Origin of the sequence: Roseovarius sp. (assembly GCF_965277045.1) — a bacterium.
GTDB lineage: Bacteria > Pseudomonadota > Alphaproteobacteria > Rhodobacterales > Rhodobacteraceae > Roseovarius.
This window is the reverse complement of the sequence record NZ_OZ255712.1, coordinates 1,714,678-1,734,270: the sequence shown is the minus strand read 5'-3', so window position 1 is coordinate 1,734,270 and position 19,593 is coordinate 1,714,678. Positions and strand designations below refer to the sequence as shown.

At 65.6% G+C, this 19,593-nt stretch carries 22 protein-coding genes and 2 tRNA genes; 10 read left to right on the top strand and 14 right to left on the bottom strand.

Annotated elements, in window-relative coordinates; translation table 11 throughout:
* The first annotated feature begins 504 nt into the window (after positions 1 to 504).
* Both ACQY4V_RS08660 and ACQY4V_RS08655 read left to right on the top strand, forming a co-directional pair.
* On the top strand, positions 505 to 771 hold the full coding sequence (locus tag ACQY4V_RS08660) for a spike base protein, RCAP_Rcc01079 family (RefSeq protein ID WP_428516581.1): 267 nt from the start codon (positions 505 to 507) through the stop codon (positions 769 to 771).
* 112 nt (positions 772 to 883) lie between these two features.
* Positions 884 to 1,465: a hypothetical protein gene (locus ACQY4V_RS08655; RefSeq protein ID WP_428516579.1), complete on the top strand. Its 582-nt coding sequence runs from the start codon at positions 884 to 886 to the stop codon at positions 1,463 to 1,465.
* A 4-nt stretch (positions 1,466 to 1,469) separates the two neighbouring features.
* Here ACQY4V_RS08655 and ACQY4V_RS08650 read toward each other — a convergent pair whose 3' ends face one another.
* From ACQY4V_RS08650 to ACQY4V_RS08640, 3 genes are all read right to left on the bottom strand, one after another.
* Complete coding sequence (locus ACQY4V_RS08650) at positions 1,470 to 2,888, bottom strand: site-specific integrase (RefSeq protein ID WP_428516577.1); 1,419 nt, start codon at positions 2,886 to 2,888, stop codon at positions 1,470 to 1,472.
* 86 nt (positions 2,889 to 2,974) lie between these two features.
* Positions 2,975 to 3,049 (bottom strand) — tRNA-Asn (locus tag ACQY4V_RS08645).
* Positions 3,050 to 3,119: 70 nt separating this feature from the next.
* Positions 3,120 to 4,022: an MBL fold metallo-hydrolase gene (locus ACQY4V_RS08640; RefSeq protein ID WP_428516575.1), complete on the bottom strand. Its 903-nt coding sequence runs from the start codon at positions 4,020 to 4,022 to the stop codon at positions 3,120 to 3,122.
* A 46-nt stretch (positions 4,023 to 4,068) separates the two neighbouring features.
* On the opposite strand from ACQY4V_RS08640, the gene ACQY4V_RS08635 reads away from it, so the two are divergent.
* Positions 4,069 to 5,373, top strand: a complete 1,305-nt coding sequence (locus ACQY4V_RS08635; protein WP_428516573.1) for an ATP-binding protein — start codon at positions 4,069 to 4,071, stop codon at positions 5,371 to 5,373.
* 100 nt (positions 5,374 to 5,473) lie between these two features.
* Here the strand turns inward: ACQY4V_RS08635 and ACQY4V_RS08630 are convergent, their stop codons facing one another.
* Together ACQY4V_RS08630 and ACQY4V_RS08625 are read right to left on the bottom strand one after the other, a co-directional pair.
* Positions 5,474 to 5,779: an SH3 domain-containing protein gene (locus ACQY4V_RS08630; RefSeq protein WP_428516571.1), complete on the bottom strand. Its 306-nt coding sequence runs from the start codon at positions 5,777 to 5,779 to the stop codon at positions 5,474 to 5,476.
* Between the two features lie 23 nt (positions 5,780 to 5,802).
* A tRNA-Ile gene (locus ACQY4V_RS08625) sits at positions 5,803 to 5,879 on the bottom strand.
* Between the two features lie 131 nt (positions 5,880 to 6,010).
* Between ACQY4V_RS08625 and purM the strand changes: the two genes are divergently transcribed.
* Together purM and purN are read left to right on the top strand one after the other, a co-directional pair.
* Positions 6,011 to 7,057, top strand: a complete 1,047-nt coding sequence (purM, locus tag ACQY4V_RS08620; protein ID WP_428516569.1) for a phosphoribosylformylglycinamidine cyclo-ligase — start codon at positions 6,011 to 6,013, stop codon at positions 7,055 to 7,057.
* A gap of 41 nt (positions 7,058 to 7,098) precedes the next feature.
* Positions 7,099 to 7,647 carry a phosphoribosylglycinamide formyltransferase gene (gene purN / locus ACQY4V_RS08615; protein WP_428517199.1) on the top strand — a complete coding sequence of 183 codons (549 nt, stop codon included), beginning with the start codon at positions 7,099 to 7,101 and terminating at the stop codon, positions 7,645 to 7,647.
* A gap of 37 nt (positions 7,648 to 7,684) precedes the next feature.
* Here the strand turns inward: purN and ACQY4V_RS08610 are convergent, their stop codons facing one another.
* Positions 7,685 to 7,861, bottom strand: coding sequence for a hypothetical protein (locus ACQY4V_RS08610; RefSeq protein WP_428516567.1), 177 nt, complete (start codon positions 7,859 to 7,861; stop codon positions 7,685 to 7,687).
* 208 nt (positions 7,862 to 8,069) lie between these two features.
* Between ACQY4V_RS08610 and rnd the strand changes: the two genes are divergently transcribed.
* The gene (rnd, locus tag ACQY4V_RS08605; protein WP_428516565.1) at positions 8,070 to 9,230 is read left to right on the top strand and encodes a ribonuclease D; all 1,161 of its coding nucleotides are present in this window, start codon (positions 8,070 to 8,072) and stop codon (positions 9,228 to 9,230) included.
* A 4-nt stretch (positions 9,231 to 9,234) separates the two neighbouring features.
* Here rnd and ACQY4V_RS08600 read toward each other — a convergent pair whose 3' ends face one another.
* A complete protein-coding gene (locus tag ACQY4V_RS08600) occupies positions 9,235 to 9,825 on the bottom strand; it encodes a hypothetical protein (RefSeq protein WP_428516563.1) in 591 nt (196 codons plus the stop codon).
* A 130-nt stretch (positions 9,826 to 9,955) separates the two neighbouring features.
* Between ACQY4V_RS08600 and ACQY4V_RS08595 the strand changes: the two genes are divergently transcribed.
* Positions 9,956 to 10,366: a SufE family protein gene (locus tag ACQY4V_RS08595; RefSeq protein ID WP_428516561.1), complete on the top strand. Its 411-nt coding sequence runs from the start codon at positions 9,956 to 9,958 to the stop codon at positions 10,364 to 10,366.
* A 118-nt stretch (positions 10,367 to 10,484) separates the two neighbouring features.
* Here ACQY4V_RS08595 and ACQY4V_RS08590 read toward each other — a convergent pair whose 3' ends face one another.
* The 3 genes from ACQY4V_RS08590 to ACQY4V_RS08580 form a co-directional block, all read right to left on the bottom strand.
* Positions 10,485 to 11,114: a DUF1638 domain-containing protein gene (locus ACQY4V_RS08590; protein ID WP_428516559.1), complete on the bottom strand. Its 630-nt coding sequence runs from the start codon at positions 11,112 to 11,114 to the stop codon at positions 10,485 to 10,487.
* A gap of 1 nt (position 11,115) precedes the next feature.
* On the bottom strand, positions 11,116 to 11,301 hold the full coding sequence (locus ACQY4V_RS08585) for a hypothetical protein (RefSeq protein ID WP_428516557.1): 186 nt from the start codon (positions 11,299 to 11,301) through the stop codon (positions 11,116 to 11,118).
* 100 nt (positions 11,302 to 11,401) lie between these two features.
* A complete protein-coding gene (locus tag ACQY4V_RS08580; RefSeq protein WP_428516555.1) occupies positions 11,402 to 12,106 on the bottom strand; it encodes a corrinoid protein in 705 nt (234 codons plus the stop codon).
* A 204-nt stretch (positions 12,107 to 12,310) separates the two neighbouring features.
* On the opposite strand from ACQY4V_RS08580, the gene ACQY4V_RS08575 reads away from it, so the two are divergent.
* Positions 12,311 to 13,399 (top strand): PA0069 family radical SAM protein, encoded by a 1,089-nt coding sequence (locus ACQY4V_RS08575; protein ID WP_428516553.1) that lies wholly within the window; start codon positions 12,311 to 12,313, stop codon positions 13,397 to 13,399.
* A 165-nt stretch (positions 13,400 to 13,564) separates the two neighbouring features.
* On the opposite strand, the gene ACQY4V_RS08570 is transcribed toward ACQY4V_RS08575, so the two are convergent.
* The 4 genes from ACQY4V_RS08570 to ACQY4V_RS08555 form a co-directional block, all read right to left on the bottom strand.
* Positions 13,565 to 14,872 (bottom strand): HlyC/CorC family transporter, encoded by a 1,308-nt coding sequence (locus ACQY4V_RS08570; protein WP_152495433.1) that lies wholly within the window; start codon positions 14,870 to 14,872, stop codon positions 13,565 to 13,567.
* 268 nt (positions 14,873 to 15,140) lie between these two features.
* On the bottom strand, positions 15,141 to 16,106 hold the full coding sequence (locus ACQY4V_RS08565; RefSeq protein ID WP_428516550.1) for a site-specific tyrosine recombinase XerD: 966 nt from the start codon (positions 16,104 to 16,106) through the stop codon (positions 15,141 to 15,143).
* The gene (locus ACQY4V_RS08560; protein ID WP_428516548.1) at positions 16,103 to 17,641 is read right to left on the bottom strand and encodes a hypothetical protein; all 1,539 of its coding nucleotides are present in this window, start codon (positions 17,639 to 17,641) and stop codon (positions 16,103 to 16,105) included. Before ACQY4V_RS08560 ends, ACQY4V_RS08565 begins: the two co-directional genes overlap by 4 nt.
* Entirely contained in the window at positions 17,628 to 17,777 is a 150-nt protein-coding gene (locus tag ACQY4V_RS08555) for a hypothetical protein (protein ID WP_172978087.1), read from the bottom strand. The genes ACQY4V_RS08560 and ACQY4V_RS08555 overlap by 14 nt, the downstream gene beginning before the upstream one ends.
* A 161-nt stretch (positions 17,778 to 17,938) precedes the next feature.
* Here ACQY4V_RS08555 and ACQY4V_RS08550 point away from each other — a divergent pair, with 161 nt between their 5' ends.
* Together ACQY4V_RS08550 and aroB are read left to right on the top strand one after the other, a co-directional pair.
* Positions 17,939 to 18,448, top strand: coding sequence for a shikimate kinase (locus tag ACQY4V_RS08550; RefSeq protein WP_428517197.1), 510 nt, complete (start codon positions 17,939 to 17,941; stop codon positions 18,446 to 18,448).
* Positions 18,445 to 19,557 (top strand): 3-dehydroquinate synthase, encoded by a 1,113-nt coding sequence (aroB, locus tag ACQY4V_RS08545; RefSeq protein WP_428516546.1) that lies wholly within the window; start codon positions 18,445 to 18,447, stop codon positions 19,555 to 19,557. Before ACQY4V_RS08550 ends, aroB begins: the two co-directional genes overlap by 4 nt.
* Positions 19,558 to 19,593 lie beyond the last annotated feature (36 nt).

Below are 19,593 nucleotides of genomic sequence, written 5' to 3'. Positions count from 1 at the left end.
GCCCATTGTCATCCGCGATAGTCGCACCGCCGAACGTCAACGCTCCCTCCCGCCCGGATATACCGCCGCCACCGATCAGGACCGCAGTGAAGTGGTCCTATGCCCGGATGGTCGGGTGGTCTGGTGGAATACGTGGGAAGCGGAACAGCGCCGGAAGGCACAAATGCACAGTTCCAGCGATAGCGCGACAGATCAGACAGACCTTGATGAACATGACGCGGACCATGAGCAGTGGCCCGACGACATGCGGTAGGGGCCACACACGGCCCCGCAGAGGCACCGTCAGACGCCTCTATAACTCTCCATTGAATTCACCTCCCGGTGCCCTTTGCGGTGCTGGGAGGGCCTTTCCTGCCGTTCTGGCGGGGTGCCCTTGATTGCGCCGTGCGCGGTCGATTTCGTCCTTTCTCCCCGCATGGCGCGTGGGGGTCAGGGGCACCCCTCCTGAGCCGCAGACAGCAAGGCTCTATCACCCCAAATCAACCACACGAAAGGAACTACCCAATGAACCCATTCGCACATTCCCCCATCCAGCTTTCCGGCATCGCCAAGGACTTGGCCCCCGTCACGCCTGACGATAGCGCAGACCTCCCCGGCGGGGTCGCCATCGGCCTCTATGTCGTGTCGGGCGGCTCCCTGAGCGTCGTCACGGTCTCGGGCCAGACCCGGACGTTCACAGTGCCTGACTTCTCCATGCTCCCGCTCGGGATTGCTCGTGTTCTCGCAACCGGCACCACCGCCGAGGGCGTCCATGCATTCATGCTGGCCTGATGCTGGGGCTGGGTCTGACCGTTCGCCGGTTTCGGGCCGTGTTTGAAAAGAACCTGCCAGTAGCCGCAGACCCCAAGGCTCTACCACCCCAAATCAAACGAGAAAGTGACCAATGAAACATGAACTGAACTTCATGCCCGAGATCAACGGATTGTCGGGCTACCGCCCCCTGACCCTGAGCGAGTTTGCAAGGCTCAAGGCCGCAGATAAACGGGCAACAGCGCATCTGCACCCGAAACGTGCAGAGCGACTGCGAGACAAGCGACAAGGCCGCTGGCCGGTCCCCTGTGTCGATGAGGACGGAACAGATTGCTACGCGGTGCCGCTGGACGATAACCACACCATCCACGCATTAGTTGAAGCCGCCGATTACTGGAAACTCCGTGACGGCGGTGCTGATGGCCTTTGGTCTTCGTTCTCTCGCCAGAATGGGCGGGATAAACAGGTGCAGATGAAAATTCCCATGCGCAAAGGGCAGCCCGGCCATTGGGCTTCCCCGGCGCGGCTCATTCTGGACCTCAGCGGCGGTCGGCGCGTCGTCTACCTTGATGGCGATGGCCTTGATCTGCGCCGAAAGAACCTCGCGCAGACTTTCGGATACAGCCGTGGCAACTCCACCAGTATCGCCCGGCGTGGGGCGGAGCGCCGTGACAAGCTGGTCGCAGAGGGGTGCTCAGTAGGCTTCCACGCCTAAGCTCTTATTGATCCACCGCTAGGGCCTTCTTCATGGCCCTTGTGGCGGCTTTCAACCTCGCCACGTTGCCCCCATACACGCGGTCCCCTACGTCCTCTTGAGCGTGGCCTAGGATAAGGTCTTGATCCTGTTTCGAGACCTCCGCCTCCCGCAGCCAATCCTTCATATTGTGCCGCAGCGAGTGAAGGCTATGCCGGGTGTCCGGGGTGATCGCCCGCAGGTGCTTCATGAGCGCCGCCGAGACAGCCTCTGAGCTACGCGCACGGCCATAGCGGGGGAACAGCATGTCGCCTCCGTCAGTGACCTCTAGTGCCTCCTGAGCGGCTGTCAGAGCGTCCCCCACAAGGGGCACTTGGCGGATAGACGACTGAGTTTTTACCCGCCGTTTCTCATGCCAGACAATCTTGATGTGTGGCAGGTCGCTGTCAGTGTCCACGTCCTCGACGCGCAGCCCGACTATTTCCGAAAGGCGGCATCCGGTCCCCGCCAGCAACCGCCAAATCAGCGCGAGGTCGCTCCGGGCGCTGCCGGTGATCCTCTTGTGTGCAGCTTTCAGGATTTCCGGGGGCAGGGGCAACCGCTTCTCGCCCTCTCCAGAGCTGCCAGCGGCTTTCCTCTGTGGCACCGGGAGCTTGTTGAACGGGCTGTTGAAGGTCGCTGCAATGTCCATCTCGGTCGCCGCGAAATTGATGACCGCCCGCAGCAAGTTCAGATATTTCTGGACCGACTCGGGGCTGATTCGCTGCCCGTCAGATTTCACCTGATCCAGCATGTGATCGCGCACCGCACGGGCTTCCTCACGGGTCAGCTCCGTCAGCACCGGGTCACGGCCCAGCGCCTCCTGTGTGAGCGCGACAGACCGCTTCACCTGTCCCTCTGCGCGGCGGTAGCTGTCTGGCGGCTCTGTCCCTCGCTTCTCCGCGAGATAGAGCTTCATGGCGTCCTCTAGGGTCGGGTCCGGGCGCTTGGTCGCCTCTGCACCGTTCCGCAGAATATTGATGGTCAGGCAGTCCACATCATGCGCGTTGACGGGATCAAGGGTTTCGTCGTCAAGGTCATAGGGGGCAGACAGAGCCTCAATGATCGCCTCCCGCTTTTCAGCGGTTTCTTCGTCAGTAGCGCCGATGGCGTCCCTGCCAAGAATAGCCGCACGGGCGCGGGCTAGAGCGAAGGCTTGGCGCTCGGTCAATTCGCCGCGTTCTGCAGCGGCTTCCTGACCAGCCTGTTTCTTAGCCTGTTCAATTGCCCGCTCAACCTCCGCATGGAACTGAGGGTAGACCTTCAACGCCTCCCGTTCGGTATCTCCGAGGACGCGCTTGAACTCCCGGAAGTCGAAGCTCTGACTGACTTCCTTGGGAACGCGCCGCCGATACTGCCAGCGGCCTGAATTTGTCTTTGATACGTGCTTCAAGACCAGCCCCATGTGTACTCCCTGTGTACCCGAATGTGTGCCGGGGGGAGCGTCATGTAGCTTAAATCATTGATATTTCGTCACATTCAAGTGAGAAATGGCTCCGGCGGTAGGGATCGAACCTACGACCAATTGATTAACAGTCAACTGCTCTACCGCTGAGCTACGCCGGAATACCGGGGGCGGATATAGCAACCTACTCCAGTGGCGTCCAGAGGGTTTATGACAAAAAATTCTGCAGGCTCAGCCAAGGCTGAAGAGCGCGGTGGCCGTAAGAGGGCCGGCTGGCGCGACCATGTTTTTCCGATACAGATCAATGAGGTGCGCGAGGACGTTGCGGGCCGCTGCTCCCATCAGGGCCTCCGGCGTTTCGGTGTAGATTCGCCGCGCGAGGTCCCGGGCATCCGCCGGGCCAGTCCGCAGCGCGTCGAGGATCGACGCCTCGCGCCCCTCGCGATGCGCGATCAGCCAGTCGAGCCGCGCCATCGGTTCGGTGATCGGCGCGCCGTGGCCGGCGTGAAAGACCTTCCCGCCACGGTCCCGCAACCGACGGCAGGAGGCCATGAAATCGGTCAAGTCGCCGTCGGGCGGCGCCACCAGCGAGCTGGCCCAGCCCATCACCAGATCTCCGCAAAAGACCGTGTCGCCCATGGCGAAACTCAGGTGATTGCCCAGGTGCCCCGGCGTCCAGAGCGCCTCGAGCGTCCAGTCGCCGCCTTCGATCACATCGCCATCGGCTAGCGTCACGTCCGGCGCGAAACCGGCCTCCACGCCTTCGCCCGCATCCTCGAGCCCCGCGGCGGCAAGCCGGGTCATGATATCGCTGCGCCCGGCGCCGGACGGGCCGAAGGCGTGCACCCGCGTGCCGGTCTTTCGCGCCAGGCGATGCGCCAGCGGCGAGTGATCCACGTGGCTGTGCGTGACCAGAACGTGCGACACGCGCTGGCCGGGCTCCAGCGCCGCCAGGATGGCCGCAAGATGGGCGGGATCGTCGGGTCCGGGATCGATCACCGCGATGTCGCGCGATCCCACGAGGTAGGTGTTCGTCCCCCAGTAGGTCATCGGCGACGGGTTGTCGGCCAGCACGCGGCGCAGGCCGGGGGCCAGTCGCTCTGCGATCCCCGGTGTGGGGCGTTTGTCCTGCATGTGCTTCGCTCTTTCCGATCCTGCCCGTCATGGCTAGGTTTAGCGCATGTCCTTCCGCTGGCTCAAACCCTATATGCCCAGGTCGCTCTATGGCCGCGCCATCGCGATTCTTCTGCTGCCGGTGATCACGCTGATGCTGGTGGTCTCGATCGTCTTCGTTCAGCGTCACTTCGAAGGCGTGACCAAGCAGATGACCCGGTCGGCCAGCCGCGAGGTCGCGGTGCTGCTGGACGCGGGGATGCAACCCTCCGAGATCGGCGCTTCGCGCCTTGCACGGATGCTGCAGATCTCGGCCGAGACGGTCCCGCTCGACGCCATGCCGCGCCAGGACAGCCGCCGCTGGTATGATTTCACCGGCGCCTACGTGATCGGCGAGTTCAACCGCCTGCTTCCGAACCTGCAGGCGCTGGACCTGCCGAATGACGGCGTTGTCCATCTTTACTTCACCCTGGCCGACACCGGCCTGCGGATGACGTTCGACCGGCGCCGGGTGTCGGCCTCGAACCCGCATCAGCTTTTGGTCTACATGTTCTTCTGCGCCACCCTCATGACGGTGATCGCCTATTTCTACCTGCGCAACCAGTTGCGTCCGATCACCCGCCTGGCCGATGCCGCCGACGCGTTCGGCCGGGGCCGCCACGTCGAGTATCGCCCGGCAGGCTCGACAGAGGTGCGCGCGGCCGGGGCGGCCTTTCTCGACATGCGCGCCCGGATCGAGCGCCAGATCGAGCAGCGCACGCTCATGCTGTCGGGCGTCAGCCATGACCTGCGCACGCCGATCACCCGGCTCAAGCTCGCGCTTACGATGCTCGAGTCTGAGGACCGCGCCCCGATGGAACAGGACGTCGCCGACATGGAACGTCTGATCACCGAGTTCCTCGATTTCGCGCGCGGTGCGCAGGAAGGTGCGCCCGAACCCGTCGACCCGCACGCGTTGGTGGCCCGCATCGTCGAGGATTACCAGCGCGGCGGCAACGCGGTGACGCTGGCCGAGAGCGAGGGACAGGGCACCGTCGCGCTGCGCTCCGGCGGTATCCGGCGGGCGGTAGAAAACCTCGTCGGCAACGCGGTGCGCTACGGCAGCCGCGCCGAGGTGTCGGTGCACCTGACCGACCGGGCCTTGCGCATCCGGGTTGAGGATGACGGCCCCGGCATCCCGCAGGCGCAGCGCGAAGAGGCGCTGAAACCCTTCGCCCGGCTGGACGAGGCCCGCAACCAGAACCTCGGTACCGGGGTCGGCCTGGGGCTGGCGATTGCGATGGACATCGCCCGCGCCCACGGCGGCACCCTGCGGCTGGGCGAAAGCGCCCGGTTGGGCGGCCTGCAGGCCGATATCGTGATCGGGCGCTAGGGCGCGTGGAAATTGTCAAAATTTATGGACCGGAAAATGCGCGTTTTCCAGCCCGTTTTCTGCGCAGAAAACGGTCCCGGATCCGGGACCTCGCGCAGGCTCAGGAACGGGGGCGCAAATAGGTCTCCGAGGCATATCCCGTCAGCCCCGGCGCCCGGTCCAGCGCCACCTCGCACCAGCGCGTGCCGCCGACTCGCTTGCAGTCCCGCACGCGCACCAGCGTGCCGTTGGGCAGCCCCACGCGCGTCTCGAATCCAAGGCCCGGACCACCGCGCAGCTTCAGCATGTCGCCCTCTTCCACGCCGTAAACCTCGTAGATGCTCGAGGTGAACGCGGTCACCGGCGCCGTCTCCGAACAGGCGGCGAGCAGGCCAAGGGCGGCAAGTATGGAAAAGGGTCTGCGCATGGTGCCTCTCATCGGGGTCGTTCTGGTAGGCCCGGAGGGACTCGAACCCCCAACCAAAGCGTTATGAGCGCTCTGCTCTAACCAATTGAGCTACAGGCCCGACCTTTGCTCGGGATAGGCGGGGGCAGGGCGGGCGTCAAGGGCTCTGGCAACCCCTCGCGGGCATTCGCGATTGCACGGACGCCCGCGATGGATTAACGCAAGCCCCGACATGCCAAGCGGAGACCGCCCATGACCGACGCCAAGAACGGGATCACCTATGCCGATGCCGGCGTGGATATCGACGCGGGCAACGCGCTCGTCGACCGGATCAAGCCTGCCGCCAAACGCACCAACCGCGCGGGCGTCATGGCCGGTTTGGGCGGCTTCGGCGCGCTTTTCGATCTCAAGGGCGCGGGCTATACCGACCCCATTCTCGTGGCCGCCACCGACGGCGTGGGCACCAAGCTGCGCATCGCCATCGACACCGGCAACGTCGACGGCGTCGGCATCGACCTTGTCGCCATGTGCGTCAACGACCTTGTCTGCCAGGGGGCCGAGCCGCTCTTCTTCCTGGACTATTTCGCCACCGGCAAGCTCGACACGGATACAGCGGCCCGCATCATCGAAGGCATCGCCGAAGGCTGCGTGCAGTCCGGTACGGCGCTCATCGGCGGCGAGACGGCGGAAATGCCCGGCATGTACCTCGAAGGCGACTTCGACCTCGCCGGCTTTGCCGTGGGCGCGATGGAGCGCGGCAGCGACCTGCCGTCGAGCGTCACTTCCGGCGACGTGCTGCTGGGGCTTGCCTCCAACGGCGTGCACTCCAACGGCTATTCCCTCGTGCGCAAGCTGGTCGAGATGTCCGGCCTCGGCTGGGACGCCGACTGCCCCTGGGCGGACGGCACGCTGGGCGCGGCCCTGCTGACGCCCACGCGCCTTTACGTGACACAGGCATTGGAAGCCGTCCGTGCCGGCGGCGTCCACGCGCTCGCCCACATCACCGGCGGCGGTCTGACCGAGAACATCCCCCGCGTCCTGCCGGACGATCTTGGCGTCGACATCGACCTCGACAGTTTCGATCTGCCGCCCGTCTTCCAGTGGCTGATGGCGCAGGGTGGCATGGCGCAATCGGAAATGCTCAAGACCTTCAACTGCGGCGTGGGCATGGTGCTGGCGGTCGAGGCCGACCGCGCCGACGCGCTCACGGACCTGCTGACCGGCACCGGAGAGACCGTGATCCGTCTGGGCCACGTGACCGAGGGGCAGGGCGTCCGCTACACCGGCAACCTCGCGTGACCAAGCGTGTCGCCATCCTGTTTTCGGGCAGCGGCTCCAACATGGTCGCGCTGATCGACAGCATGACCGGCGACCACCCGGCGCGCCCCGTGGTGGCGCTTTGCAACACGCCCAACGCCCCGGGCTTTGCCAAGGCCGAGGCGCGCGGCGTGCCGACCGAACTGGTGGATCACCGCGATTTCAAGGGCGACCGTCCCGCCTTCGAGGCCGTCATGACCCGGACACTGGAGCGCTACGCCCCCGATATCATCTGTTTCGCAGGGTTCATGCGCATCCTGACCGACGATTTCATCTCGCGCTGGCAAGGCCGGATGATCAATATCCACCCCTCGCTCCTGCCCAGCTATCGCGGCCTCGACACCCACGCCCGCGCCATCGCGGCGGGCGAGGCCGAGGCGGGCTGCACCGTGCACGAAGTGACGCTGGAACTGGATGACGGCCCGATCCTGGGCCAGGCCCGCGTGCCGGTGCATCCCGGCGACACGCCCGAGGCGCTGGCCGCCCGGGTGCTGGAACAGGAACACCGGCTTTACCCGGCGGTCCTGCGCCGCTTCGCCGCCGGCGACCGCACGCCCGTCTACCTGCCCTGAGCGGGTGAGGGCGGACGGCGCACCGCGCGGTTCCGCATCAGCGCGGCGCGGACGCCGCAACGTTGCCGTGCCAGTGGGCCGAGACATCGGCCGGCGGGGCGCTCACCGCGACACCGCCAAGAACCAGCAGCAGCAGGGCGCTCAGCGTCATCGCCACGTCGCGCGCTTTCATCCGCGGGGCAGGGTGGCAGGGGATATGGTCGAGGGTCGTCATGGCATCTCTCCGTCATGGGTACTGCACGTTACATAGATGCGGCCTTAGTATTTTTGAAACGAATGAATGTTGTATCGGGTATAAAGAAACGTGATGTATCCGGTGCCGCCATGCCGCAGCCCCGCGGTCGCGTGTCACTTGCGCTTTGCTTTCCGCCGCGCCTCGGTATAGGCGGTTGGACTACCACGTTTTATCCGCCGGAGCAGGAATGCAGACCATCACCACCACCGAAGACCTCGCCGCCTTTTGCGCCCGCGCGGCAGAGGCCGAGTATGTCACCGTCGATACCGAGTTCCTGCGCGAGCGCACCTATTATTCCAAGCTCTGCCTGATCCAGCTGGCCCTGCCGTCCCGGGGCGAGGACGACGCGGTGCTGGTCGATCCGATCGACGGCCAGGACATGTCTCTGGAACCGCTCTACGACCTCTTCCGCGACCCGTCGGTGGTCAAGGTCTTTCACGCCGCGCGTCAGGACCTGGAAATCTTCTACGTCGATGCCGGGCTGATTCCCGACCCGCTCTTCGACACGCAGGTCGCGGCGATGGTTTGCGGCTTCGGCGAACAGGTGGGCTACGAGACCCTGGTGCGCAAGATCGCCAAGCAGTCGCTGGACAAGACCTCGCGCTTCACCGACTGGTCGCGCCGCCCACTGACCGACGCTCAGAAGACCTACGCGGTGGCGGACGTGACCCACCTGCGCGACATCTACGAATTTCTCGCCGCCAAGTTGGCGAAGTCGGGCCGCGACAAGTGGGTGGCCGAGGAGATGCAGGTGCTCACCAACCCCGAGACCTATGTCACCCGCCCCGAAGAGGCCTGGCAACGCGTCAAGACCCGCAACTCATCGGGTCGTTTCCTGGCCATCGTGCGCGAGCTGGCCCGTTTCCGCGAGGACTATGCCCAGAGCCGCAACATCCCGCGCAACCGCGTCTTCAAGGACGACGCGCTGGTGGAACTGGCCTCGACCAAGCCGAAGTCCGCGAATGACCTGTCGCGCTCGCGGCTCTTGCTGCGCGAGGCGCGGCGCGGCGACATCGCCGACGGCATCATCGCGGCGGTCAAGGCGGGCCTCGACTGCCCCAACGAAGACATGCCCAAGGCCGACCGCAGCCGCGAGAGGCTTCAGATCAACCCGGCGCTTGCCGATCTTCTGCGCGTTTTGCTGAAAGCGAAATCCGAGGAGTATTCAGTCGCCTCCAAGCTGATCGCCTCGGCGGCCGACCTCGACGCCATTTCGGCGGGCGAACGCGACGTGCCGGCCCTGGGCGGCTGGCGGCGCGACGTTTTCGGCGACGATGCGATGCGGCTGTGCGACGGCAAGGTGGCCCTGGCCGCCAAGGGCGGTTCGATCGTGGCGATCGACCTCTGATCCGTCAGCGGCGCGAACTGAGGGCGTTCAGCTCGCCGCGCACGCGGATCTCGTTGATCTCTTCAAGGTCGTTGTTGCTCAGGAACGCGCCCACCCGCACTTCACGGGTGCTTTGCGTGCCCACCGGCATCTCGATCGGCTGATAGGCGTTCAGCGTGTATTCCATGACGCCATTGATCGGACCGTCCTCGCTGATCGGCAAAAGGCGCACGTCGAACGCGCCCTCGCGCTGGGGCAGGCCGGTCACGCGCACGATGGCGCCCGTGGGCAGCGGCTCGACCACCAGGCTGGTCACCTGGTCCACCAAGCTGCCGTCATAGATCTCGACCTTGGCACGGCGGCGGAAGATGCCCGAGCGTTGCGCGACCGAGGCGTTCCTGCGCACGATCAGCTCGGCATTTTCATCCTCGATCAGCGGGTTGCCGGTTTGCCGGTCGCTGGGCGAACGGCGCTCGCCGGTATTGGTGGTGTTCACGATCGGGGTGGACCGGCTGTTGCCGAACCAGTTGCGCGGGTTGGCGCCGGAATCGCGCCAGCCGCTGCACGCCGTCAGCGTCATGCTTGAGATCACCATCACCGAAAGCAGAACCCGCATTTCGACCGCCCCTTCCTCGTTTCTTTTCGACTACCCCATCCGGGCGGACTTGAAAAGGGACTTGGCGCACTGGACCTCGCGGTGTTGCATGCCTAACTGTGGTGAGAAGAAGCAGAAGGAGACCAGCCGCATGGCGCAGCCGGCATTCGAAGAGATCGTCGAGGATTTCGAGTTCCTGGAGGACTGGGAAGACCGCTATCGCTACGTGATCGACCGGGGCCGCGCGATGGAGCCGCTGGATGACGCCCTGAAAGTCCCGGCGACCAAGGTCGACGGCTGCGCCAGCCAGGTGTGGCTGCATCCCAAGGTCGAGGAGGGCAGGTTCCGCTTCGACGGCGATTCGGATGCGATGATCGTGCGCGGCCTGATCGCGGTGTTGCGCACGCTTTACAATGACACGCCCGTGGACCAGGTGGGGGCGGTGGACGCCCCCGGCGAACTGGCGCGGCTGGGCCTGAACGACCATTTGTCGGCGCAACGCTCCAACGGCCTGCGCGCGATGATCGAGCGAATCCGCGCCGTGGCCTCCGAGGCGGCCTAGCCCAGCAGAGTGGCTGCGCCACGCTCTATTTTTCTGTGAAGAGGGGCGCTGCCCCTCCGATCGAAACGAAGTTTCGACCTCCTCCCCGGGATATTTGTTGCCAGAGGAAGACAGCCGCTCAGGCGCGGGCTGACAGCGCGGTTTCGAGGTCGCCGTAGCCGGTAAACCGGTATTCGAAGTCGAGCCCGAGCCGCTTCGCGCAGTCCTCTGCCTTGGCTTTCAGCGCCGGGTCCTCGACCTGCGCCTGGTAGACCAGCGTGGTGTAGTTGCCGAAGATCATGTCGCGCAGTTCGGGGTGGCGGTCGAGGCCCATGGGTTTCCACACGAAGGCGTCGAACTGCTTGACCAGGAAGTCGGTCAGGTAGAAGGCGGTGATCTCGTCGCGGGCGGCGAAGGTCTCGTTGCCCTCGAAGAAGGAATAGCAATGCGGGCCTTCGACCATCTCGACGCCCAGCTCCCGGCATTTTGCCTGCAGCAGGCCCCCGGTGCCGCAATCGGCATAGACCACGAAGATGTCGTCATAGGCGCCGCGATGCTCGGCCACCGTTTCCTCGACCGCCGTGACGATCTTTTCGGGGTAAAGATGGTATTTGGCGGGCAGGCATTGCAGCACCATGTGATCCCATCCGTTGGCGCGCTTGAGCGCCAGGATCTCGCGCGCCAGCGCGCCGCAGGCGATCAGCAGGATGTTTCCCTTCGCCCGCTCGGCAAAGCCGTCCTCGGTCAGGGTGCTGTCGCTCGGCAGCATTTCAGCGCCCGCCGCCGCGCAGGCCGAGGAAGCGCACCAGGAGGTAGACCCCCAGCACCAGCGGCACCGCGACCATCCAGTTCTCCGACAGCGCCTCCGGCCCCCAGGCGGAGGTCAGAAGGAAGATCGTGGCGCCAGCGGCGGCGATCACGACAAGCAAAAGCAGCACCAGTTTGTTGAGCGGCATCGCGAGGGTCCTTTCCGCAACAGACATAAGCGCAGTCGTCCGACGAAAAAAGCCCCGCCGGGTCGGGCAGGGCCTTGTCGTTTCACCCAAGGGCAGGGGCTCAGCCCGTGGCGCCCTGGTTGTGCTTGCGGCCCACCAGGTCCTTGGCGGTCTCCACCGCCACGGCGGCGTCGCGGCAATAGGCGTCGGCGCCGATGGCCTTGCCGAACTCCTCGTTCAGCGGCGCGCCGCCCACCAGCACGATGTAATCGTCGCGCAGGCCCTGTTCGACCATCGTGTCGATGACGACTTTCATGTAGGGCATCGTGGTGGTCAGCAGGGCCGACATGCCCAGGATGTCGGGCTTTTCGGTTTCCAGCGCCTCGAGGTAGTTCTCGACCGGGTTGTTGATGCCCAGGTCGACCACCTCGAACCCGGCGCCTTCCATCATCATCGAGACAAGGTTCTTGCCGATGTCATGGATGTCGCCCTTGACGGTGCCGATCACCATCTTGCCGACGCGCGGCGCGCCGGTTTCCGCGAGGAGCGGCTTGAGGATGTGCATGCCGCCCTTCATCGCGTTGGCCGCCAGCAGAACCTCGGGCACGAACAGGATACCGTCGCGGAAATCCTTGCCGACGATGGTCATGCCGCCCACCAGCGCCTCGGTCAGCACGCGGTAGGGCGCCCAGCCGCGCTCGAGCAGGATGTTGACGCCTTCCTCGATCTCTTCTTTCAGACCGTCATAGAGGTCGTCGAACATCTGCTGGACAAGCTCCTCGTCGTCCAGTTCGCTGAGGATGATGTCGTCTTCTTCGTCGGACATGTGCTTTATCCCTTGGTGTGGCGCGTGGCCCGGTGTCTAGCCTCCGCGATTACGTCCATTTTGTCGCACACGACTTTCCAATTCCGACATGCGCGGTTCTTGCACCGACAGATAGCGCAGATTCCGAGCGCCCTTCAGTGAAAAACTTCCATACTGACTATGAGCTTGTTGCATATGTTCTCTTAATGTTCCTATAATCGGGCCATGTCAGATACCTCCGATACCGTCGATCCGCGTTTGCGCCGTCCGGGACGGGGCGCGGTCAGCAACGCCGTGGGCCGGTACGAGCGGCAGGCACGCAGTTTCGAGGATGACGGCTGGAACGCCGCGCCCGAAGAGGCGGCGCTGCGCACGAGCGTCAGCTCCGAGCGGCCGCGCAGCATCATCACCTACAACCGCTCGCCCGATCTGCCTTTCGACCGCTCGATTAACCCTTACCGAGGGTGCGAGCATGGCTGCATCTACTGTTTCGCCAGGCCCAGCCACGCCTGGCTCGGCCTGTCGGCGGGACTCGATTTCGAAACGCGGCTGGTCGCGCGCCCCGACGCGCCCGACGTGCTGGCCGCCGAGCTGCGAAAGCCCGGCTACCGCGTGGCGCCCATCGCCATCGGCACCAATACCGACCCTTACCAGCCGATCGAAAAGTCGGAACGCATCATGCGGGCCTGCCTGCGGGTGTTGTCGGATTTCAACCATCCCGTCGCCATCGTCACCAAGGGCAGCCTGGTGGAACGCGACATCGATATCCTGTCGGACATGGCCGCGTGCGGGTTGGCTCGGGTGGGCATTTCCGTGACCACGCTCGATGCGGCGTTATCCCGCGCGATGGAGCCGCGCGCGCCGGCCCCGGCCCGCCGCCTCAAGGTGATAGGGCGGCTGGCGGATGCAGGTATTCCGGTGCGCGCCATGGTCTCGCCGGTGATCCCGGGCCTGACCTGCCACGAGATGGAGCCGATCCTGAAATCTGTCGCCGGGGCAGGGGCCGGCGCCGCCAGCTGGATCATGCTGCGCCTGCCGCTGGAGGTCTCGCCTCTCTTCCGCGAATGGTTGGCCCAGACCTGCCCGGACCGGGCCGCTCGGGTCATGGGCCATGTGCGCGACATGCATGGCGGCAAGGATTACGCCTCGGACTGGGGCCGCCGGATGCGCGGCTCAGGGCCCTATGCCGAGATGGTTGCCCAGCGGTTTCGGGTCGCGGCGCGGCGGCTGGGGCTGGACGCGAAACAGCCGCCGCTCAGATGTGATCTCTTCGCGCTGCCCGCCCGGGCCGGGGACCAGATGGAATTGTTCTGAGGTGGACGATCACATCGGCGTGCGCGCGTGGGTTTTCACCCACCCTACGGGTCCGCGCGCCAACGTGCCGGAACCTGTCCGGCTGCCGTAGGGTGGGGTTTCACCCCACCACGCCGTCACAGCCGCCGTAGGGTGGGTGAAAACCCACGCGCCCTACAACAATCTCTACAACTTCCGCACCTTCAGCTTGGTCAGCCGGTTGTCTTCCTTCTCCACCACCTCGAACCGGAAGCCGTGGAAATTGAACACCTGTCCCACCTCGGGGATGATCTGCGCCTCGTAGATCACCAGGCCCGCCACGGTGTTGGCCTGATCGTCCGGCAAGGTCCAGTCCGTCGCCCGGTTCAGGTCGCGGATCGTCGTGCCGCCGTCCACCAGGAACTGGCCGTCGTCGCTGCGCCCCACGGGGTGGTCGCCATCGGGGTCGAACTCGTCGGTGATCTCGCCCACAATCTCTTCCAGGATGTCCTCCAGCGTGATCAGACCCTGAAGGTCGCCATACTCGTCCACCACCAGCGCGAAATGGCTGCGCATCCGCAGGAACTGGCGCATCTGGTCATCCAGCGTGGTCGTCTCGGGTACGAAATAGGGCTCCATCGCCACGTCGCAGATATCGAACGTGGCCAGCGCCCCGCGCGCGCCTTCGGCCTTCAGCGCCAGCGTGTGCATGGCGCGCAGCAGGTCCTTGGCATGGACGATCCCGATGATGTTGTCGGGGTCGTCACGATAGATCGGCAGCCGCGTGTGGTTGGATTTCAGGCACTGGTCCAGGATCGCCTCGGGCTCCAGCGCCGCGTCGATCATCTCGATCTGGCTGCGGTGCAACATGATCTCCTCGACCGCCCGGTCGCCCAGGTCCAGCGCGCCCAGGATCCGGTCGCGGTCCTCTTTTTCGACCACGCCCTCGGAGTGGCCCAGGTACAGCGCCCCCGCGATTTCCTCGCGCACCGCCAGGATCTGGCTGTCGGGGTCGGTCTTCACCCCGAACACCCGCAGCACGCCGCGCACCAGCAGGCGCACCGCCGACACGACCGGCGAAAAGATCACGATCACCCAGCGGATCACCGGAGCCGCGTGCGAGGCCGCCGCCTCGGCATTGGTGATCGCATAGGTCTTGGGCAGCACCTCGGCAAAGATCAGCACCAGGAATGTCATGACCAGCGTCGCCAGCGCCACGCCGCTTTCGCCAAAGGCGCGGGTGAAGAGGGCGGTCGCCAACGACGTCGCCAGGATGTTCACCAGGTTGTTGCCCAGAAGGACCGAGCCGATCAGCCGCTCGTTGTCCTCGGTGATCTGCAGCGCCCGTTCGGCGCCTTTCGACCCCTTGTCGGCCCGCGCCCTCAGCTTGCCGCGCGACGCGGCGGTCAGCGCGGTTTCACTGCCGGAAAAGCAGGCGGACAGAACCAGAAGCAGAAGGATCGCACCGGCAGAGATCCAGAAGGCGGTGTCAAAGGTTGGCGAAACGGGGTCCATTGTCCAAAAGTCATGTTATGCGTTGCAGGGGTTATGGGGCGTGCAGGCGGGGCATTCAAGGAAACTGGCGAGGAAACTTGCAGATTTGGGGGCGCAGGACCCGTGAAGGGGGCTTCGGCGAAGCTTGGCCCTGCCGAGAGACGCGAACGGCTGGCGCATCGCACCGGCCAGGACCGTAGCACCACGAAACTTGCAAGGTCTGCCCGCCGTCGCCGGAAGGCGGGCCTTCCGTCCGATCCCGAGCCCGGGACATCGCGCGTGCAATCGGTCAGTCGCCGTCCGTCGACGTGCCGCCCGCCGCCTTGCGCGCCTCCTGCGCCAGCGGGTGGGCGTCGAACACCAGGTCGCGCAGCCGGTCTTGCAGCACATGGGTATAGATCTCGGTCGTGCCCACATCGGCGTGACCCAGGAGCGTCTGGATGGTCCGCAAATCGGCGCCCCCGGCCAGCAGATGCGTGGCAAAGGCATGGCGCAGCGTGTGCGGCGACACCCGCTCGGGGCTGATCCCCGCCGCCACGGCGAAATCCTTGACCAGCAGGAAAAAGCGGTTGCGCGTGATGTGACCTGCCTTGCCGCTCGACGGAAACAGAAAGGCCGAGGCTGGCTTGCCCTTCGTCTTCGCCGCCTCTTCCGCCGCATCGCGCACCGTCAGCCAGGCGTCCAGCGCCGCGCGGGCCGGGGGCGACATCGGCACCAGCCGCTCCTTGCCGCCCTTGCCGCGCACCAGCAGCATCTGCGGGTCGCCCCGGCAGGACGCCACCGGCAACGACACCAGTTCGCTCACCCGCATACCCGTGGCATAAAGCAGTTCCATCAGGCAGGAATTACGGACCCGGTCGGCCTTGTTCCGCCCGGTCTGCCGCGCGGCCTCCAGCAGGCGGTCCACATCGCCCAGCTCCAGCGTCTTGGGCAGACGCTTGTCGCGGCCCGGGCCGCGGATCTGGATCGCCGGGTTGTCCTCGCGCAACCCCTCGTCGAAGGCAAAGCGATAGAATTGCCGGATCGCCGACAGTCGCCGCGCCCGCGTCGACCGCGCCAAGCCCTGCGCGTCGCAATGCACCAGGTAATCCTCGATATCCGCCTGCGCCGCGCGCGCCGCATCCTTGCCGCCGCGCGCCAGCCACTCGGTGAAATCCGTCAGGTCCCGGGCATAGGCCTGCAAGGTATTGCGGGCCGCCCCCGCCTCGGCCGCCTGGGCGTCGAGGAAATTTGCCAGCCAGTGCCGCGTGCTCACGTGCCCGCCTTCAACAGCAGGATCTGCAGCGCGGCCTTGCGCGCGGTGTCCTCCAGCCCCACCGCCCGCAGCGTCGACAGGCCCGCCACGATGTCGCTGGCCTGGTTCGGTCCGGCGCCGTCCAGTTGCAGCGCCGCCGTCAGGATCGCCTGTCCCAGCCGCCCGGCCTCCAGCATGTCGGCATGGTCGGGATGGGCCGCCGTGGCGGCAAAAGCCTCTGCAATCGCGATCTGCGGCGTCTCGCTGGCCAGGTCGGCGTCGGGCGTGCCTTGGGCCAGTCCCACCAGGAACCGGCCGCGCGCATCGTTCGTGGCAAGTTTCGGCGCCAGCGACTCGTAATCCTGCGACAACAGTGCCACCTCGAAAGCCGCCTCGCGCCCGCGGCCCTGCAGATCCAGCGTCGACAGCGACTGGGCAAAGAGCGTCGCAAACGCCACCCCCAGGCCCTCGCGCTTCATGTCGCGCCACAGGTCGGGCAGGATCTCGCCCACGGCTTGCGCGTCGGTGTCGACGATTGCCTGTTCCAGGTCCTGCACACCCGCCACGCGGTCCCACACCCCGCCCGACGCAGCCGGACTCTGATCGGTGTAAAGCCCCAGCAGGCGGTTGGCGGGCAGGGCGCCGGTGCGGGTCAGCCGCTCGGCGGCTTCGATCTCGGCCTTCAGACCGGTCAGCCCGCGCATGTCGGCCACGGCGAACTCCCGCGGCAGGTTGCGCGTCGGCAAGGGCGTTCCGGCCGCCTCGTACAGGCGGTAGAGCAGCGGCGTCATGGCCGCGGCGGGCGCCAGCGACGTGTCCGCGTCGATCGTTTCGGGGTCCAGGAAATGCGCCAGCAGGCGTTCGCTCGGGGCATCCAGCACACCCAGCGCCGTCGCCGTCTCGTAGGTCAGCGCGGCGGTCTGCCAGTCCCCCGTGCGGGCCCCGCAATAGATCCGCGCATCGTATTGGTCCGACAATTCGGGTTCCTGCGTCAGCGCGGAACAGGCTTCGTTCTCGGTGCCGCTCAGCAGCGCCAGGTCGAACCACTGGTCGAACAGATCGGCATCGTAGGGGCCCGCCTGCTGCACCAGCGCCAGCGCCGGCTCGACCGCGCCCATCTTGCGCAGCGCGCCCAGCCTGGCCCGCAGGAACCGCGCCTCCGCGCCTGCATCGGCGGGCGCCTCGGCCTCGGCCAGCAACAGCGTATAGTAAAGCGCCTGGATCGCCGGCAACGGATCGGACGGCAGGCGCGAGAACAGCGAGATCAGCGTGTCGGTGCTGCTGCCGGCCCACAGGTTTGGCGGCAGCCCTGTGGTGCTGCCCGGCAGGAGTCCCGCCGCATCGGGCTGTGCGCCATCCAGAGGCATCACGTCCACGTCCGGCACGACGGCGCCCTCCACATCGCTCTCGGGCGGGGGCTGCAAAGGCGCTTCCAGCGGTCTGGCCACGCTGATCGGCGCCGGGTCGTTCAGCCAGTCGATGGCCCCCAGCGGCTCCTGCGCCAGGGCGGGGGCCGCGAAAGCGATGGAAAAGACAACGGTATCAAGAGTCTTCAAGTATGATTTCCTGTCGAATTTCTTCCCGGTCGGGCGAGAAATCCGCCCCGAAGAATGGTCCGAGATAGGCATAGCCCACCAGCGCGAGGAACGCCAGAATGCCAAGGTAGATCAGCCATTTGATCAGTCTGAACATGAAGTGCCTGCCCGTTTATTGCCGTCTTTTACCACTTTATAACTGGCAATTTCATCAAGATCACGTCATTCAGTGCACGAAAAGTTACGATTGGCATAGGAGCGCCGACAGTGGCCACCGGGGAGCGTTGGCAGTTGAAGAAAACCGTTGTGCTGGTGGGGATGATGGGAGCCGGAAAAACGGCTGTGGGCAAGGCTTTGTCGGCTATTCTTGATGTCCCTTTCCTTGATTCGGACGTCGAGATAGAGGCCGCGGCCAACATGAAGATTTCCGAAATTTTCGCCCGCGACGGCGAGGCGTTCTTCCGCGACCGCGAAACGCAGGTCATCGACCGCCTGCTCGACAGCCAGCGCGGCATCCTGTCCGCCGGCGGCGGCGCGTTCCTATCCGAGCGCAACCGCGACCTGATCCGGGCCAAGGGTGTGTCGGTCTGGCTCAAGGCCGATCTCCGGCTTCTGTGGAATCGCGTAAAACACAAGGATACCAGGCCCTTGCTGCGCACGGCTGATCCTTACAGGACGTTGAAGGATCTCTACGAGGCGCGGCTGCCGTATTACGAAATGGCCGATCTCGCCGTGCCCGCCCATGCGTCCTACACGATCGACCAGATGGCCACGAAGGTCCGCGACGCGCTGGAGCAACGCCCGGATGTACTGGAGCAGATGACATGACCGAACTTGTTCACGTGGGCCTGGGCGACCGCGCCTACGACATCCATATCGGCCCGGGGCTTCTCGGGCAGGCCGGGGCGCTCGTAGCACCGCTCCTGCGCCGTCCCCGCGTGGTCATCGTGACGGACGACGCCGTGGGCGCGCTGCACCTTGCCACCCTGCAGGCGGGGTTGCAGGCGGGCGGCATCGACAGCACCGCGCTGGCGCTGCCCCCCGGCGAGGCCACCAAGAGCTGGCCGCAGTTCGAGCGCTGCGTCGAATGGCTCCTGTCCGAGAAGGTCGAGCGCAGCGATGTCGTGATCGCGCTCGGAGGCGGTGTCATCGGTGACCTGGTGGGGTTTGCCGCCTCCGTCCTGCGCCGGGGCGTGCGGTTCGTGCAGGTCCCCACCAGCCTTCTGGCGCAGGTCGACAGTTCGGTGGGCGGCAAGACCGGGATCAACGCGCCCCAGGGCAAGAACCTGATCGGCGCGTTCCATCAGCCCAGCCTGGTCCTGGCCGATACGGACGTACTCGGAACTCTGAAAAACCGTGATTTCCTCGCCGGTTACGGAGAGGTCGTAAAGTACGGCCTGCTCGGGGATGCCGCGTTTTTCGACTGGCTCGAAACCCACGGCCCCGGCGTCGCCGAAGGAGATATGGCGGCACGCATTTCGGCCGTCAAACGGTCGGTCGAGATGAAGGCCGAGATCGTCGTCGAGGACGAAAAGGAACATGGCCGCAGGGCGCTTCTGAACCTGGGCCACACCTTCTGCCACGCGCTCGAGGCCGCCACCGGCTATGGCGACCGTCTGCTGCACGGCGAGGGCGTCGCCATCGGCTGCGCGCTGGCGTTCGAGCTGTCCAGCCGCCTCGGCCTGTGCTCGCAGGAGGATCCCAGCCGCGTCCGCGCCCATCTGCGCGACATGAGGATGAAGGTCGATCTGTCTGATATCCAAGGCGAGTTGCCCGATGCGGATGGCCTGATCGACCTCATGGGCCAGGACAAGAAAGTGGTCGACGGCAAGCTGCACTTCGTTCTCGCGCGCGGCATCGGCGACGCCTTCTTGGCAGAGGAGGTGGACGTGAACGAGGTCCGCAAGGTTCTGGACGACGCGCTCGCCGCCCGCTGACCGCGCCCTCGGACCGGCCCGCCATACTCGTAGGTT

Coding starts and splice junctions, on each gene's coding strand:
- ACQY4V_RS08655 (WP_428516579.1), top strand. CDS start 884: ATGAAACATGAACTGAACTTCATGCCCGAGATCAACGGATTGTCGGGC.
- ACQY4V_RS08630 (WP_428516571.1), bottom strand. CDS start 5,779: ATGCGCAGACCCTTTTCCATACTTGCCGCCCTTGGCCTGCTCGCCGCC.
- purM (WP_428516569.1), top strand. CDS start 6,011: ATGACCGACGCCAAGAACGGGATCACCTATGCCGATGCCGGCGTGGAT.
- ACQY4V_RS08550 (WP_428517197.1), top strand. CDS start 17,939: ATGATGGGAGCCGGAAAAACGGCTGTGGGCAAGGCTTTGTCGGCTATT.
- ACQY4V_RS08555 (WP_172978087.1), bottom strand. CDS start 17,777: ATGTTCAGACTGATCAAATGGCTGATCTACCTTGGCATTCTGGCGTTC.
- ACQY4V_RS08570 (WP_152495433.1), bottom strand. CDS start 14,872: ATGGACCCCGTTTCGCCAACCTTTGACACCGCCTTCTGGATCTCTGCC.
- ACQY4V_RS08635 (WP_428516573.1), top strand. CDS start 4,069: ATGTCCTTCCGCTGGCTCAAACCCTATATGCCCAGGTCGCTCTATGGC.
- ACQY4V_RS08660 (WP_428516581.1), top strand. CDS start 505: ATGAACCCATTCGCACATTCCCCCATCCAGCTTTCCGGCATCGCCAAG.
- ACQY4V_RS08595 (WP_428516561.1), top strand. CDS start 9,956: ATGGCGCAGCCGGCATTCGAAGAGATCGTCGAGGATTTCGAGTTCCTG.
- ACQY4V_RS08610 (WP_428516567.1), bottom strand. CDS start 7,861: ATGACGACCCTCGACCATATCCCCTGCCACCCTGCCCCGCGGATGAAA.
- ACQY4V_RS08650 (WP_428516577.1), bottom strand. CDS start 2,888: ATGGGGCTGGTCTTGAAGCACGTATCAAAGACAAATTCAGGCCGCTGG.
- ACQY4V_RS08585 (WP_428516557.1), bottom strand. CDS start 11,301: ATGCCGCTCAACAAACTGGTGCTGCTTTTGCTTGTCGTGATCGCCGCC.
- ACQY4V_RS08600 (WP_428516563.1), bottom strand. CDS start 9,825: ATGCGGGTTCTGCTTTCGGTGATGGTGATCTCAAGCATGACGCTGACG.
- ACQY4V_RS08590 (WP_428516559.1), bottom strand. CDS start 11,114: ATGCTGCCGAGCGACAGCACCCTGACCGAGGACGGCTTTGCCGAGCGG.
- ACQY4V_RS08640 (WP_428516575.1), bottom strand. CDS start 4,022: ATGCAGGACAAACGCCCCACACCGGGGATCGCAGAGCGACTGGCCCCC.
- rnd (WP_428516565.1), top strand. CDS start 8,070: ATGCAGACCATCACCACCACCGAAGACCTCGCCGCCTTTTGCGCCCGC.
- ACQY4V_RS08575 (WP_428516553.1), top strand. CDS start 12,311: ATGTCAGATACCTCCGATACCGTCGATCCGCGTTTGCGCCGTCCGGGA.
- aroB (WP_428516546.1), top strand. CDS start 18,445: ATGACCGAACTTGTTCACGTGGGCCTGGGCGACCGCGCCTACGACATC.
- ACQY4V_RS08580 (WP_428516555.1), bottom strand. CDS start 12,106: ATGTCCGACGAAGAAGACGACATCATCCTCAGCGAACTGGACGACGAG.
- purN (WP_428517199.1), top strand. CDS start 7,099: ATGGTCGCGCTGATCGACAGCATGACCGGCGACCACCCGGCGCGCCCC.